Annotated in this window: 17 protein-coding genes, 1 tRNA gene and 1 pseudogene; 14 read left to right on the top strand and 5 right to left on the bottom strand. The window is 59.6% G+C overall.

The features are described from left to right. Window positions 1–765, top strand: a 765-nt coding sequence (locus ABIE18_RS21205) for a nuclease-related domain-containing protein (RefSeq protein WP_499724489.1), incomplete at its 5' end; no start/stop codon positions are given. Window positions 766–1,224: 459 nt separating this feature from the next. On the opposite strand, the gene ABIE18_RS21210 is transcribed toward ABIE18_RS21205, so the two are convergent. After that, a complete protein-coding gene (locus tag ABIE18_RS21210; RefSeq protein WP_499724490.1) occupies window positions 1,225–2,226 on the bottom strand; it encodes a hypothetical protein in 1,002 nt (333 codons plus the stop codon). Between the two features lie 144 nt (window positions 2,227–2,370). On the opposite strand from ABIE18_RS21210, the gene ABIE18_RS21215 reads away from it, so the two are divergent. Then, window positions 2,371–2,589, top strand: coding sequence for a hypothetical protein (locus ABIE18_RS21215; protein WP_499724491.1), 219 nt, complete (start codon window positions 2,371–2,373; stop codon window positions 2,587–2,589). A gap of 58 nt (window positions 2,590–2,647) precedes the next feature. On the opposite strand, the gene ABIE18_RS21220 is transcribed toward ABIE18_RS21215, so the two are convergent. Together ABIE18_RS21220 and ABIE18_RS21225 are read right to left on the bottom strand one after the other, a co-directional pair. Beyond that, window positions 2,648–2,887, bottom strand: a complete 240-nt coding sequence (locus ABIE18_RS21220; protein ID WP_499724492.1) for a hypothetical protein — start codon at window positions 2,885–2,887, stop codon at window positions 2,648–2,650. A gap of 183 nt (window positions 2,888–3,070) precedes the next feature. Beyond that, window positions 3,071–3,146, bottom strand: a tRNA-Lys gene (locus ABIE18_RS21225). 158 nt (window positions 3,147–3,304) lie between these two features. Here ABIE18_RS21225 and ABIE18_RS21230 point away from each other — a divergent pair. Continuing rightward, window positions 3,305–3,511: a hypothetical protein gene (locus tag ABIE18_RS21230; protein WP_499724493.1), complete on the top strand. Its 207-nt coding sequence runs from the start codon at window positions 3,305–3,307 to the stop codon at window positions 3,509–3,511. A 65-nt stretch (window positions 3,512–3,576) separates the two neighbouring features. Here ABIE18_RS21230 and ABIE18_RS21235 read toward each other — a convergent pair whose 3' ends face one another. After that, the gene (locus tag ABIE18_RS21235; RefSeq protein ID WP_499724494.1) at window positions 3,577–4,002 is read right to left on the bottom strand and encodes an Hsp20/alpha crystallin family protein; all 426 of its coding nucleotides are present in this window, start codon (window positions 4,000–4,002) and stop codon (window positions 3,577–3,579) included. Between the two features lie 470 nt (window positions 4,003–4,472). On the opposite strand from ABIE18_RS21235, the gene ABIE18_RS21240 reads away from it, so the two are divergent. From ABIE18_RS21240 to ABIE18_RS21250, 3 genes are all read left to right on the top strand, one after another. Then, the gene (locus ABIE18_RS21240) at window positions 4,473–5,348 is read left to right on the top strand and encodes an SGNH/GDSL hydrolase family protein (protein ID WP_499724495.1); all 876 of its coding nucleotides are present in this window, start codon (window positions 4,473–4,475) and stop codon (window positions 5,346–5,348) included. 99 nt (window positions 5,349–5,447) lie between these two features. Further along, complete coding sequence (locus ABIE18_RS21245) at window positions 5,448–6,005, top strand: NADPH-dependent FMN reductase (RefSeq protein ID WP_499724496.1); 558 nt, start codon at window positions 5,448–5,450, stop codon at window positions 6,003–6,005. 374 nt (window positions 6,006–6,379) lie between these two features. Beyond that, complete coding sequence (locus ABIE18_RS21250) at window positions 6,380–7,105, top strand: hypothetical protein (RefSeq protein WP_499724497.1); 726 nt, start codon at window positions 6,380–6,382, stop codon at window positions 7,103–7,105. 188 nt (window positions 7,106–7,293) lie between these two features. On the opposite strand, the gene ABIE18_RS21255 is transcribed toward ABIE18_RS21250, so the two are convergent. Then, on the bottom strand, window positions 7,294–7,551 hold the full coding sequence (locus tag ABIE18_RS21255) for a hypothetical protein (RefSeq protein WP_499724498.1): 258 nt from the start codon (window positions 7,549–7,551) through the stop codon (window positions 7,294–7,296). A 401-nt stretch (window positions 7,552–7,952) separates the two neighbouring features. Here ABIE18_RS21255 and ABIE18_RS21260 point away from each other — a divergent pair. From ABIE18_RS21260 to ABIE18_RS21295, 8 genes and pseudogenes are all read left to right on the top strand, one after another. Then, a pseudogene (locus ABIE18_RS21260) lies at window positions 7,953–8,075 on the top strand (sigma factor-like helix-turn-helix DNA-binding protein); the annotation flags it as partial. A 616-nt stretch (window positions 8,076–8,691) separates the two neighbouring features. Further along, on the top strand, window positions 8,692–9,411 hold the full coding sequence (locus ABIE18_RS21265) for a GAF and ANTAR domain-containing protein (protein ID WP_499724499.1): 720 nt from the start codon (window positions 8,692–8,694) through the stop codon (window positions 9,409–9,411). A 58-nt stretch (window positions 9,412–9,469) separates the two neighbouring features. Continuing rightward, window positions 9,470–9,697, top strand: a complete 228-nt coding sequence (locus ABIE18_RS21270) for a hypothetical protein (protein ID WP_499724500.1) — start codon at window positions 9,470–9,472, stop codon at window positions 9,695–9,697. Window positions 9,698–9,706: 9 nt separating this feature from the next. Next, on the top strand, window positions 9,707–10,501 hold the full coding sequence (locus tag ABIE18_RS21275) for an ANTAR domain-containing protein (protein ID WP_499724501.1): 795 nt from the start codon (window positions 9,707–9,709) through the stop codon (window positions 10,499–10,501). A gap of 127 nt (window positions 10,502–10,628) precedes the next feature. Beyond that, window positions 10,629–11,351 (top strand): GAF and ANTAR domain-containing protein, encoded by a 723-nt coding sequence (locus ABIE18_RS21280; protein WP_499724502.1) that lies wholly within the window; start codon window positions 10,629–10,631, stop codon window positions 11,349–11,351. A gap of 11 nt (window positions 11,352–11,362) precedes the next feature. Next, on the top strand, window positions 11,363–11,677 hold the full coding sequence (locus tag ABIE18_RS21285) for a hypothetical protein (RefSeq protein WP_499724503.1): 315 nt from the start codon (window positions 11,363–11,365) through the stop codon (window positions 11,675–11,677). A 240-nt stretch (window positions 11,678–11,917) separates the two neighbouring features. Then, complete coding sequence (locus ABIE18_RS21290; protein ID WP_499724504.1) at window positions 11,918–12,283, top strand: DUF7793 family protein; 366 nt, start codon at window positions 11,918–11,920, stop codon at window positions 12,281–12,283. A gap of 191 nt (window positions 12,284–12,474) precedes the next feature. Beyond that, window positions 12,475–12,753, top strand: coding sequence for a hypothetical protein (locus tag ABIE18_RS21295; RefSeq protein WP_499724505.1), 279 nt, complete (start codon window positions 12,475–12,477; stop codon window positions 12,751–12,753). Window positions 12,754–13,135: the final 382 nt, after the last annotated feature.

A 13,135-nucleotide genomic window follows, 5' to 3' on the forward strand; every position in this document is an offset into this window, starting at 1 on the left:
CTGGATGAGCGGATCGCGGGACACTCGGTGATCGAAAAGCTGCTGGCCGATAGAGAGGGACGGCGTCCGCCGTCGTTTCTGGGGCGTATTTTCGGTGCCGACCCCTTGAGCCCGGATGATTATCCCTGGTACAAGGGTGCTCTGGGTGAGATAGCAATCGGACGTGTCCTTGAACGGCTAGGGCCGGAGTGGACGGTCCTGCACGCTGTACCGGTGGGCACCGGGGCATCCGACATTGACCATGTTCTGGTAGGTCCGGGTGGGGTGTTCACTTTGAATACTAAGAACCATTCTGGTCAATCTGTTTGGATTGCCGGCCGCACCTTGATGGTGGCCGGCAAGAAACAGCGCCATCTCCACAATGCGGGCTTTGAGGCTGCGCGGGCAGCGAAACTTTTAGGCCGCGCCACTGGCTGGGCTGTTGAGGTCACAGGTGTCGTGGTCCTTGTAGACCCGAAGAGTGTGACGGTTAGGGAACGGCCAACAGGCGCCGCTGTGGTCACGGACCGTCAGCTGCTGCGCTGGTTGAGCGGCCGCCCTAATCTACTTAATTCGAGTCAGGCGGCAGTGGTGGCAGCAGCAGCGGTCCGGCCTGGAACGTGGCGTCGGAACTCGGCGGCCAGCGTGGATACAGGGTTCCTTCAATCTGAATTTGCAGCGCTCCGAACTCTCGTCGGCAGAGCGCGACGTCGCCGCGCAGGATGGATCTTTGGTCTTTTGATTGGGGTGCCAATCGTCCTGGCCACACTCTTCACCTATTTCTAACAAGCAAGGAAGTGGGGCACTTGGTGGATTGAGCACGTGCTTTGGCCTTGGGGCGGCCGCAGCGGGAATCCGGGTGTTGCGGCCGGGCCAGCAATCTATCCCTCACTTGGCAGAACCCAACCAATACCGGTGCAGAGGTACGCGCATCGAACGGCAGCAGAGAAGCCCAGGCTGATAGTCAAATCCGCGATGGGGAGTGCCTGCCAATGGTGTTCCAGCGGCAATCGCCGCAGACTACGGGTGCGTCAGCTAGTAGGAGGTTTTACCGCGTCGCGGACAAGGACGCCGGCCTCAAACTGGAGACAACACAAGGTCGCGCCAAGGCGGGCGGCCCGCTCGTTGACAGCGAAACCCAGGCCACCGTTCGCGACGCGTCAACAACACGCACTGCACGTCACAACAACCGGCCTCAGACCGGCAAGGACTTCGGGAAATAACGACATGGAAAACACCGCGAAGCTACGGGAGGCAGCCTGGGTATCCGTCCTTGATGGCTGCGATATCTGCGCTAGCTAAAGTCCCATCTGGTTGGAATCCGGTCTGGGCATAGCCGCAGGAAGTATGGCTTCCGTCAGTGGTGCTGCCTTGAGCATTCGACACGCACAGATCGCCAAAGAGGTTTTCTGTCAGATGTCCGCCGATCGCTGCGCAGGCCTTCTGTTCGGTCATCAGACGTGCCGCCTTGTCCTGTACTGCCTGCGCGGAGGCTTGAGCCTCCCCAGCGGCATAAGAGGCCCTTGCACTTGCAGAAGCTTCGGCCGATGCCTGGGCTGCCTCCTGCCTGGATAGGTTCGCATCACACTGTTGGATCTGCTGGTCTGCCACGGCGCGGGCCTGCGGCAGATCGACACCAACATACTTGGACAGCAGGACATCTAGCTGGGCAGCACGAGATACGTGCTCGCTGCTAACGTAGTGCCACTCGTTGTTGCCGACGTACGCCTTCACTGCCGGATGGTAGCGGGATATGCGCTCAGGCATCGGGACAGGTGACGCGGTGACGTAGTCGTCAAAGTACTCAGTGAATACGATCGTCTTGGGGCCTTGATTCCAGGGGCCCGTCAAAACGATCTCTAGCTTCCTCCCTTTAGGGCGGAGCGGTGGTTTCAGGCTGAGGCGTACCAACTGTTCATACTTCTTCTCAAGGGCTGAGTCTTTCGGCAGGACGAGATTGCCTCCTGCATTAAGTAGCTGCCGGATCAATGTGTCTGGTTCGGCCTCGGCCATAAGCCCGTTGGATTCTTCGCGCGGCGGCTCTTTCCATGTATTCCCTGCTGCAGTTGCCACAGCCTTCCAGGAAGGACCGGTGCCGGTGATCGCTACTAGACCGCGTCGTTCCAGAGCCCGGGCAATAATCCTGTGCTCATAACCCTTAGTGAAGATGCCATCCGGGCATCCATCCCGGACCCATCGCAGCACTTTGACTTGCCTATTGTTCAAATGATCGAGCTTCTCAGCCATTTACCCATCATCCTCACGAACGTTCCCCTTACGTAGGTTGCTGCGTGGGGGAGTGTCCCACCAAGGTGTTCCAGTCCTAAGGAAGTGCGACAGTCCATCCCCGCGTCCGGTGAAATGTCCCACCCTCACACTATTCTTCCGGTCATGACTATCGATTCAGGAGTTCTCGCCCTTCTTGCGTGGGGTAATTCCCCACTCGGCGCCGCGGTTCTCACGGCTCTTGTACTGGCTACCCTGCGGAGCATCCCTAAGCTCCTGCGTTGCCTTATTCGTGGAGTCAGGAACGCTCCCGACCGAATACTGATGGGCGTGTTGAACGCTATCGACAAAAGGGCCTCCTCCAAGTCCGGCGGCCTGCTCTAAATTCCGGCCTTTGCAGTCCTTGACCGTGGAGACCACAATCCCGGACGAGCGTCCATGGTTACTTGGTTATGGTGGAGGGGGCGTGGATAGAGCCTGCGGCCTGTGCTTTGTCCCGGAGGAAGTCCTGGTCTTCCTTGGAGAGTACGATTTGTCCGTGTTGGTCACGGTCGATTTCGCCATCGACTTCGGTGCTGATTCTGGTGGACATCGTGCACGGCAGAATCAGACACCCCGGATTGTTCAGAAGCCATTTGCGGGTCTCGGCATCGAGCCGGTCCCACTCGTCGTTGAGATTCACCGAGTCACGCTCCAATCCCGATGGCTTGTCTGATTATCAGGTGCCGGGCCTCCGATTCAGCCCAGAGTACGCCTGAGGATAAGGGAATGACAGGTGCTTTTGCCTTAACTGCCCGGTGTCGGGATCCCCGCGGCACCGGACGGACTGCTTCAGATATCACGCTTGAGATAATCTCCCGAGCGATGGTGCACCCGGTGGGATTCGAACCCACGACCCGAGGATTAAAAGTCCACTGCTCTGCCAGCTGAGCTACAGGTGCTGACTGTCATCCATGGATTCGAGGCCGATGCTTCGGACCTCTCACCAGCGCATTCTGTGGATGAGCGAGACGAGGGCTGGGCCAGGAGGCGTAGCAGGCCCACGATCCGCAGCAAAATGAAGAGGACCAGGCCCGGCAGGAAGTAAAGGAACACTGCGATGACGGTCGCGAGGTATCCCGCGATGTATGCGGCGATCGTTGCTTCGTCCATTGGACTCCCCGATGACCAGCCGGATGGGCCGGAATGCGGGTTGTTGCTGCTGGTTCCCTGTGCAGCGTTGGGTGAGGCGGTCCCCGGCCGGATTGGCCGGGGACCGCTGGCGGGAGGGATCCGCGCGCCGCTGATCTACGCTACAAGGCGGTGACGTCCGCAATAATTGCCCCGCCCAAAAATGCAGCTTGAGCGTGTTGCGACGCTCGTCCCGGTCCATTAGGCGGCGCTGATCTGCTGCTGCTGGCCCTTGGTCTCAATTTCGATCTTGCGGGGCTTCGCCTGTTCGGCGACAGGGATCCTCAGCGTCAGGACGCCGCCGTCGTAGCTGGCCTTGATGTTTTCGGTGTCCAGGGCCTCGCCCAGGACCAGCTGCCGGCTGAACACACCGCGGGGACGTTCGGAAGCGAACATCTCGGTGTCCTCACCGACAGCATCCTTCCGCTCGGCGCGGACGGTCAGGACATTGCGTTCAACGTCCAGGTCCACCGAGTCGACGTCCACCCCTGGCAGATCCAGGGCAACCATAAATTCGTTCCCTTCGCGCCAGGCGTCCATCGGCATCGCTGCCGGGCGTGCCACGGTACCCAGGACCTGCTGGGCGAGCCGATCGAAGTGGCGGAACGGATCGTTGAGCATCAACATCACATACCTCCTTATGATCCAACCTAAGACCAGATGTATATCCGCTGATATAGATTTTATAGCACCATGAATTCAACACTGCAAGAGAGTTTCAGCGGGGGTATCCGGGGTTTGGCTGGCGGCGAAAAAACCGGGGCCGGTGGCGAGTGGGGGTCGACCCTCGGTCTGAGAAGGCTCGAATCAGCGCCTCCTGCAAGCTGCGGTAGGCGGCGTCAGGTGTTGCTTCCGCGTAGTAATCACAGCGGTCAATGCCCGCAGGCGTGCAAGTTCGGGGTTGCTCACTATGTTTCGCCTTCCCCTTTTGGCTGTGTGGGTCCCGGTTCCTGATCATTCCAGTAAATACACTCGCAGCGAGCGGAGATAGGCCACCGCAGACCGGGCATGCACCCGCACAAGCTCTGGCGCCTCCCTTCTGGAATCGGAAAGTCGGGGGCATGGTGCAGGCAGTCCGTTGGGGGGAATATGGGGAAATGAACCCTCCCGGTCCCGATCATCCGGTGCAGGGTGGCGCCGTTGACGACGGAGCCGGTCTGCACCCGTGGAGTCGTTATGTGGCTTTGGGCGATTCCTTCACTGAAGGGGTGGGTGATCCGGAACCGCGCAGCCTGGGCGGGCTGCGCGGGTGGGCGGACCGGGTCGCGGAGGAACTGGCCATTGGACACGAGGATTTCGCCTACGCCAACCTCGCGGTACGGGGACTTTTGCTGCGGCAGATCCTGGACCGGCAGGTGTGCCCTGCATTGGCCCTGAAGCCTGATTTGATCACGTTCAATGGAGGAGGCAATGATCTGATTTTCCGCAGAAGCGATCCGGACAAACTCGCCGCCGTACTTGATGCCGGGGTGGAGTTGCTGGCCTCCACCGGAGCGACAGTGGTGCTGTTTGCCGGGCCGGACTGGGGTGCCACCCCGGTCCTGGGACGGACCCGCGGGAAGGTGGCCATTTTCAATGAAAACCTGCGGATCATCGCTGCCCGCCATGATGCCGTGATTGCTGATCTATGGGCGCTGCGGGAGCTTACCCATCCGCAGATGTGGGATCCGGACCGGCTGCACTTCTCTCCGCTGGGCCATCACACCATCGCCGCCATGGTGCTCGATACGCTCAACGTCCCCCACACCCTCGAGCCGATGACACCTAAAGACCTACCCGAGCGCAGGTGGCGGGAGGCCAGGGCAGATGACATTCTTTGGGTACGCGAACACCTGTTTCCCTGGGTCCTGCAGCGATTGAAACAACGCATCTCCGAAGAAGAACGTCGGACTCCCAAACGGCCCGATGTCAGCACGGTCTTCGGGGCCGGCATGCCGCCAGGAACGTTCATTGGTAACCGTCCCCGGAAGTAATGACCCGGATCAGGAGGGGCACCTCAAATCCGGTCGTCTGCAATGAACAGGTTGGGCAGCATACATGGCTGAAGAATATATTCGAAGGGGATGGTTCAAGTGGTGAAGATCGCGGTGGTGGTTGGCAGCACGCGGCCGGGGCGCCGGAGCAGGCAGGTGGCGGACTGGGTGCTGGCCAGGGCAACCTCCCGAGGAGGTGCCCACTTCGAGATACTCGACCTGGCCGACCACGTGTTGCCGCTGCTGGATGAGCCGATGCCTCCCTCCCTCGGGAACTATCAGCATGAACATACCAAGGCCTGGGCACGGACAATCTCGCAGTTTGACGGTTTTATCTTCGTCACCGCTGAATACAATCACTCCGTGCCAGGAGTCCTGAAGAACGCCCTGGACTTCCTCTACGCGGAATGGAACAACAAAGCGGCCGGCTTCGTCTCCTACGGAAGTGCAGGCGGGGTCCGCGCGGTCGAAAACCTCCGCCTGATCGCCGGCGAACTGCAGATGGCAGACGTCCGCGCCCAAGTGGCGTTGCCCTTTGCCGCGGACTTTGAGAACTTCACCAAGTTCACCCCCAGCGAAGCAGCCGAAGAGGCACTTGAGCCCCTCCTGGACCAGCTCATCTCCTGGACAACGGCGCTAAAAACCATTCGCACGTAAACTGCGGGGAGGTCGCCTGGCGATTACTTAGCCCCATCCCGGCTGCGCGTCCCTGCCGAAGGTGGTCTCCGACCCGGAGTTCGCTCATAGTGTTCTCTACTTTCCTAAAAGAATCTCGAGTTTTCGCGTCGCGAGTCGCTTCCTCCCGGCACGCTATCCGGAGAAGGGGGTAATGCTCAGCGCTGGTGGTCCCAGTTCCAAGGAAGTGGAACACATCCCACAATGCACACCTCATGCCGCATGTAGTTTTAGAGGCAGTGGCATCTTCTTTTGCTGCTTCCACCTCAAGAGCCATACGATCACTAGGAAGTCTGGGGATCCGGGTGGCAACAATGCCGCACCGTGCCATCTCCCGCGTGGAGCATTAGGGAATCATGAAACGTCTAGGGGCCACGGTCATCGTCGCGGGAGTAGTCCTCGCTGGATGCGCTTCTGTCAAAAAGGATGCAAGCTACCAGACCTTGAAAGACCTTGCCTCTGCAGTGCAAGTGGCGTCCGGCGAGAAATGCGATGAGATAACAACAAGCAGCTCAAACATGGACAAGTACGGATGGGACCAGGACCCCTGCGGGGAAAAAACATCAATCGCCATATTCTCAGACCATGAAACGCAGAAGAAGATCAGGCTGAAAAATCCGCCGACTGCAGATAAGGCACTGCTCGAGGGCCCGAACTGGATCGTCTGGTCGCCGGCGGACACCGCCCACACGATTCAGGAAAAGCTGGGCGGCATCTTCCGCGAGGCTCCGCAGCAGATTACGGCAACGGTCAAGCTCCTCGTTCACGCTCCGTATGGCGGGATCCTGCGTGTGAGCGACACAGAGAAAGGACCAGGCCGTTGGTGCTATGGCAGTGGTGGAGATGTGTTCAAGGACCTTGGCCCGGACAGCGAAGCGTCAATCACGTCACAATCCGGCCTGGTCACGAGCGCTCGGCTGACGAACAGCGTTGTTGTCGACCGCGCCTGCCAGATGACGTACGTCGTTCCGGACATCATCGCTGAGGATGGGCCGTACAAGGTGCAAGTAGGTGAACGAGATGCCGGGACGCGAACAGAATCTGAACTCCGTTCCGGTTTGGACCTTCAGATCGGGAAGTAGAGCACCTTGACTTGGCCGCACGATCTTATGCGGTCCGGGATGAACTCACGCCGGCGCCTCAGTGGATGCCACGGAGGGCGCAGTGTCCTCGAGGTTGCCATGGGGCCGCAGTCAATTCTCGGAGGGGTCCCTAGGCCCATAACAAGCAGCAACCCAATTCCAAGCGAGATCCATGCCATGCCGGCCGTTCAGGCGTCTTGTGACTGATCGCCGCGACTCATTTCGTTCAACGTTGCAGCGATGAGTTTACGCAGTTCAGGTGCATCCACATACGGCTCGCCAGATCCGGGCGAATACATTGATAGCGCATAGAGAAGTTCGTCCGTCTGTTTGTCTTCGAGGTACTCCTCGATAATTACACCTTCTAGCTGCTGAGCGGCGATCATGGAGTCGTCGCCAGCCAGTACTTTCGCGGCGGCCGCACGCAGGCGGTCTGAGATGCTCATACCTGTGATTTTGGCACCATAACAGTGACAGTATGCTGAGGTCCGGAGCCCTTTACGGCACCGTACGCTTTGCCTTGAAAAAACTTGAACCGTGTTGTTGGTTGGTTCCATCTGACAGAGGTCGGATTGTCGAGAATCTGGTCGAAACGTGACAAAGTTGTTGGTGGTCTCCCCGCCCCACCCAACACGATTCGATCGGCGGCGTGCGCGGTGATCGTTCGTCCACCGGGTGTTACGGCATACCCACTTCCGAGCTGTCCAAGACGGTTCCTTGAGGCCACCATTGGGTCGAACCGAACGAGGGCCGTAGATACTTTGTCCGCGGCCTTGGCCGCTCCCGTCAGCGCTTTCGCGCCGGCCGCGGCACCTTTGATTAGCCTGGCCCCCAGCCGAAATTATCTAAGACACGGAAGCATCTTCTTACGCTGCACGACGTTGGCGAGTACACGCAGGCTGAGCTGGCGGAGCTGTTTGGTGCGTCCCGTACAACGGTCTACCGCGAGCTCCAGCGTCGCACGACCTAAAAGACCAGTGCCATGCTCTGCGCTTGGGGGAGTGGGGAGGTGTCCCGCTGACAAGGGAGGCTTGTGCGGGGACGGCGGTTCCGAGGAACAGTGCATCGCAACGTTTGGGCGCGTCGCCAAGGCCGCCTGTGTGGGGGGGTGCCCCTTTTTACGTGGTGGTGTCAGGTGTCCGTGGCGGCAGGAGCTCGCGGATGATTTTCCGCAGATTCTCTGGCCGGAAGGGCTTTGCCAGGTAGGCAGTGGCACCTGAGGCCATGGCTTCAAATTCGTCGTCCGGTTTCGCGGAGGGCGGTGATGATCACCAGCGGTGCCAGCGTTTCCTTCCTGACCCGACGAGCCACCCCGTTCTAAGTAACTGGAACACGGTTGTTTCTTTGCATCATTAATTAATTCTGGTAGGGCGCGTCCGGACATGGTTCTTCGGGGGTTCGGCGGGAGCGCTGGGGAAGGGAAGGTACCGGCTCTGTTGCGGTGCATGGCTCAGGCGTAGTGTCGGTAGTAGAAGATTTCGGGTGTGGCAAACGGTCCGGAGTTAACTATCCGGGTTGTGCGCGAACTCGAGCGCACTGCCGCCAGCCGGAGTCAATCGCTCTGGCATTGCCTGGAATGAGGCCGAATGGCCCAGAACGATGCAGTACCCACAGCGGAACAGTTGCAGGACCTGCTGTTGGAGAGCCCCGGATTCACGGAATTCCTTCTGGGTTTGACCACCATTTCGGCTTCCTTGTTGGGCGGGGATGTCCCCATGCTGTGCGCCATCACCGTAGAACGGGACGCGGGCCCGTCCACCGTGGCGAGCAGCACAGAGGCGGCTCAGCGCCTGGACGAGAAACAGTACGAGTTCGACGACGGCCCATGCCTTACCGCGCTCCGGCAGCAGCAGGCCGTTTTGGTTGGGGACCTTCAAGCCGACGTCCGCTGGCACCATTACGCCGACGCTGTTTCGCAGGAAGCTATCACAACCATGCTGGCGGTACCGATCGCAACAGACGACGACTCACGGGCGGCGTTGAACTGCTATTCCACCGAAGCAGGCACCTTCGATCCAGAGACCGTGGCATCGATTGTGAAGCACGCAGAATCCTTGTCGAGGATTCTCCGACTGGCCCTGCGCCTGCACACCCCGGATCCATACCCTGTGCACTTGCGTTCCGCGTTGGAGTCACGGGCGATAGTGGACGCGGCTATTTCCCTCATCATGATGCAGAACCGTTGCAGCAGGGACGCCGCCATCAGGCTCATACAGTTGGCATCCCGCAACAGCGACAAGCGGCTCCATGAAATAGCCGAAGACATTCTGAAACGGGCCGGGCACCAAGAAGAGGAGGGCAGGTAGCTCTATGAATGCCGAACCTTGGAGGGCACCGCAACACGATGGAAGATTTGACCAGCGCATGCACGCTGCCGACAGGTTCCGAACCGGAAACGTAAGCCTCAACAGTCTGTGGACGTACTACTTCGGGATTGGAGGGGACGCCGATGAGTTGGTCCTGGATGCTTACCTCAACGGACTTCTGGTTCTTGCCCCGGGCCAGATGGAACTTGTTGATACTGCCTTCAGGGAACTCACCTCAGACGTCCGGACAGAACCCGGCGGGGCAGTAGGGCCGAGAAGTGGGTAAGGAAAGAGAATGACTGAAACCCAGCCATCGCGGCACATCGCCAGAACTCCCAGTTATCTTGGTCCTTATGAGGACAGGGTAGATCTGACGGACTTCGTTGAACATCTGCAGGATCTCTTGGTGGAGAATGCCGATATCCGTGAATTCCTGCAGGACCTGGCCTCGTTGATCGCGAGGAAGCTCACCAGGAACGGAAACACGATTGCCTGCGGAGTCACCGTCATCCGGCAGAAGAAACCGGTGGCCGTGGCCGATAGCGATACCCTTGCCCGGAAGTTGGACGACATCCAGAACAGCTTCGGCGATGGCCCTTGTCTTTCTGCCCTTCGTTCACGAACGATCAGCCACGTCCCGGACGTCCACGACGAAGATCGCTGGCCCGAGTACATGCGGGCTGCTGCGGCCACCAATGTGGGTTCCATCCTGGCCTTTCCCATGGAGTTGAACAGCACCGCGGAGGCTGTGGTGAATCTCTACTCCACGCGCACTCACGGTTTTTCCCACGAGGACATTTTGTCGGCAGAGCGTGTCACGGCCACTGGCGCCAAAGCCCTCCATCTGGCATTGAAGATCGCGCAGCTGCGGGACGCCCGCGAGAACCTCACCGCCGCTCTGGAATCCCGCACGACCATCGACACCGCCGTCGGGGTCATCATGGCGCAGAACCGCTGCAGCAGGGATGCGGCCTTCCAAATCCTTGTCAGCGCTTCCAGCCACCGCAACATCAAACTCCGGCGGGTGGCGGAGGGGATAATCGCCCATATTGCCGGGGATCGGAAGATCTCAGCACCTTTTGAGGAATAGGTAGCAGCCTGACTACATGCGGTTTTTCTGGTCCAAAACCCATTAGGCTGGATTTGGAACACGGGAGTCCAGCGATTCAAAGATTGTTTCAGTCGGCCAGCCGACCTGAGCGGCCGGGGAGAAGATCATGACCAGGAAGCACCTTCCTCTGGACGAACTATCGGGCGCCATCGGCCGGATTCTGGGCCTACTGTTGACCGAGGAAAAGGTTGACCAAGCCGTTCAAAGCCTGTCCCAGGCCATCAAGGAATCCGTACCCGGCACACTTGGCGCAGGGGTCTCGATCCTGGATTCGCAGGCACGGAGGACCAGCACTGGATTCACGGACAGCATCGTGGAGCAGGCGGACTTCCTACAATATGAGCTGGGCCAGGGTCCCTGCCTGACGACGTGGGCCTCGGAAGAAAGCGTGCTGATCGAAGACCTAAGCACGGACACGCGCTGGCCGGAATGGCGCACAGCCGTCAGCTCCCTTCCCATCAGGTCAGTGGTCAGCGCACCCCTGATCGCAAACGGACGCAGCATTGGCGCTATTAAGATCTATGCGCCGGAACCTGCCGTCTTTGATGCAGGCACAGTCACGCTGATGGAGCTCTTCGCTTCCCCTGCTGCCACCCTTCTTTCCCACATTCAAAGCACCGAGACACCCAAACGCATCAGTGAGGGACTGCAGGCCGCCCTGCACAGCCGCGATCTGGTCAACCGGGCCTGCGGGATATTGATGGAACGCCACAAGATCACTCACGAACGGGCACTGCAGCAACTGATAGGGAACGCCCGCGAACAAGGCAGAACCCTGCAGGAAGTCAGCGCCGAGCTTGTAGCCGGGATCCCGGCAGACAACAACTAAGGCCGCAGGATATGGGGTTTGAACGTAAAGAACCCGAGCAACGCCGAAGGCTCCTGGAAGCCCTCTCCGCTGCGCGGATCAGCACGGGCACGCTGTGGCTGCAGTACTTCAGCATCGGCGGGTCCGTGGGTGAGTATGAAGTGGAGGCCTACTTGCAGGGAATGCTGTCCGTTCCGGAAATGGAAAGGGACCTTCTGGCCATGGCGGCAAACGAGCTATTGAACAGCCAACCCGGTACCCACGCACCATACGCTGACGAGCTTCCCACTTCGGATTCGGCGGGTCCCAATCCTGATGGCCCGGATGACAATTCTGCTCCGTCTTAGACATACCGTGGTGCTACCTGCAACGCCCCGCAGCAGATGCGCGAAGGAGCGGTCGTGACGAAGTCGCGCGTCGCCATCAGGTTCCAAGGACATGGGACATTGCCGGCGATTTGGAGTCCGTCCACATCCTTGTCCATGGGATGAAAACGCCTATTTGATTGTCGTTTCCTGGAGCTCCACAGAGGACAGTCGTGTCAGCTCCACACGATGCTTTGGGGCACCGAATGAAGCGGACCACTGTTGACGGTCGGCAAGGGCACAGTAGAACTTGGTGCCGACGGCATTATTCACCTCGTGTGGAATCCCGGGATCGTTCTGGACGTCGATGACGCCCATGCTGCTATGGCTAAGGTCAATGAAGTTGCAGACGGCGCCGAGTACCCGATGCTGGTCGACATGGAGAACACCCGATCCGTGACCCATCAGGGCAGGTCAGTGTTCGCCGAACCGTGTGCCGCTTCGCGGATTGCGTTGCTTGGTTCAAGCCCGATCGACCGGGTCATTGCAAACTTCACTATGGGACTGCATACCCTGCCGTGTGCCACACGGTTTTTCACCTCCCGTGACGAGGCCACGGCGTGGCTCCTCCATACTCCGCTTCCCTGATCTGGGCGGCGTTGGATGCAGGCAGGGGGACTAACAGCCCCAAGAATCCCCACGGGGGTGTCCCGGTACTGAGTAAGTGGAACACCCCAGTCCAGTTCATCTCGGGCCTTTTGGATCTTGACTGCGCGGATTAGAGGTCGATCATGGAAGTCCAGGGCTGGAGAGAGTAGCCGCTAATGGAAGGTGCTGTCATGGCACGCTTTCGCATCACGGTTACGCATGTGATTGAGATGGAGCAGGAAGTTTTACAGGAAGCGGTGCTTGAGCTTCCGAGCGTTATGGCCGGTATCCGGCAGGACGGGGAAATGTCCGTGGCCCTCGCGTCGATACCTGGATATGCGGCCCAAGCGCTGGGCGTGGAGTTGCATAATCAGATGCTCGTGCTGCTTCGAAACCGGGAATTCGTTGTGCCTGGTGGCATGCCAGAGATCACGGTGGAGCAGGTGCGGGAGTTGGACGGGGCGGCCTGACACGCATCTTGTACGGCCTCAGGGGCCGGGCAATTTGCCGGCCCTTGTGCCCCACAGCGGACGGGGAGTAGGTAGCGTGCTCAGGGTTGGTGCCCAAAGACGAGTACTGACTACTCGGGCGCCCGGGCGGGGTGCTGGTCTTTACTGAGTGCAGCGGATCCCAGGCATCGCCAAAGACCCCCACTTTTGGCGGCTGCTGCCCGTACGATCTGCCGGGCAGGGCCGGACAATGGTACCCAGAACTTGTCCGGCCCTTCGCCCCACCACGAAACGACCACTGGTGTTTGCGCGGGTTGACGGCCAGGCACCAGTGCGGGCACGAGCGCATGGGGTGGCTCGTTGAGTCCGAACGGACAACCGGAGAGCTGCCTTTGCTGCTTTG

The organism is Arthrobacter sp. 2762 (genome assembly GCF_040548745.1).
Lineage (GTDB): Bacteria > Actinomycetota > Actinomycetes > Actinomycetales > Micrococcaceae > Arthrobacter.

Bases quoted from the DNA above. Each gene is read 5' to 3' on its own strand.
- ABIE18_RS21215 (WP_499724491.1), top strand. From the start codon at position 2,371: ATGACTATCGATTCAGGAGTTCTCGCCCTTCTTGCGTGGGGTAATTCC.
- ABIE18_RS21270 (WP_499724500.1), top strand. From the start codon at position 9,470: ATGCACGCTGCCGACAGGTTCCGAACCGGAAACGTAAGCCTCAACAGT.
- ABIE18_RS21235 (WP_499724494.1), bottom strand. From the start codon at position 4,002: ATGTTGATGCTCAACGATCCGTTCCGCCACTTCGATCGGCTCGCCCAG.
- ABIE18_RS21295 (WP_499724505.1), top strand. From the start codon at position 12,475: ATGGCACGCTTTCGCATCACGGTTACGCATGTGATTGAGATGGAGCAG.
- ABIE18_RS21255 (WP_499724498.1), bottom strand. From the start codon at position 7,551: ATGAGCATCTCAGACCGCCTGCGTGCGGCCGCCGCGAAAGTACTGGCT.
- ABIE18_RS21285 (WP_499724503.1), top strand. From the start codon at position 11,363: ATGGGGTTTGAACGTAAAGAACCCGAGCAACGCCGAAGGCTCCTGGAA.
- ABIE18_RS21250 (WP_499724497.1), top strand. From the start codon at position 6,380: ATGAAACGTCTAGGGGCCACGGTCATCGTCGCGGGAGTAGTCCTCGCT.
- ABIE18_RS21240 (WP_499724495.1), top strand. From the start codon at position 4,473: ATGAACCCTCCCGGTCCCGATCATCCGGTGCAGGGTGGCGCCGTTGAC.
- ABIE18_RS21230 (WP_499724493.1), top strand. From the start codon at position 3,305: ATGACGGTCGCGAGGTATCCCGCGATGTATGCGGCGATCGTTGCTTCG.
- ABIE18_RS21265 (WP_499724499.1), top strand. From the start codon at position 8,692: ATGGCCCAGAACGATGCAGTACCCACAGCGGAACAGTTGCAGGACCTG.
- ABIE18_RS21280 (WP_499724502.1), top strand. From the start codon at position 10,629: ATGACCAGGAAGCACCTTCCTCTGGACGAACTATCGGGCGCCATCGGC.
- ABIE18_RS21210 (WP_499724490.1), bottom strand. From the start codon at position 2,226: ATGGCTGAGAAGCTCGATCATTTGAACAATAGGCAAGTCAAAGTGCTG.
- ABIE18_RS21275 (WP_499724501.1), top strand. From the start codon at position 9,707: ATGACTGAAACCCAGCCATCGCGGCACATCGCCAGAACTCCCAGTTAT.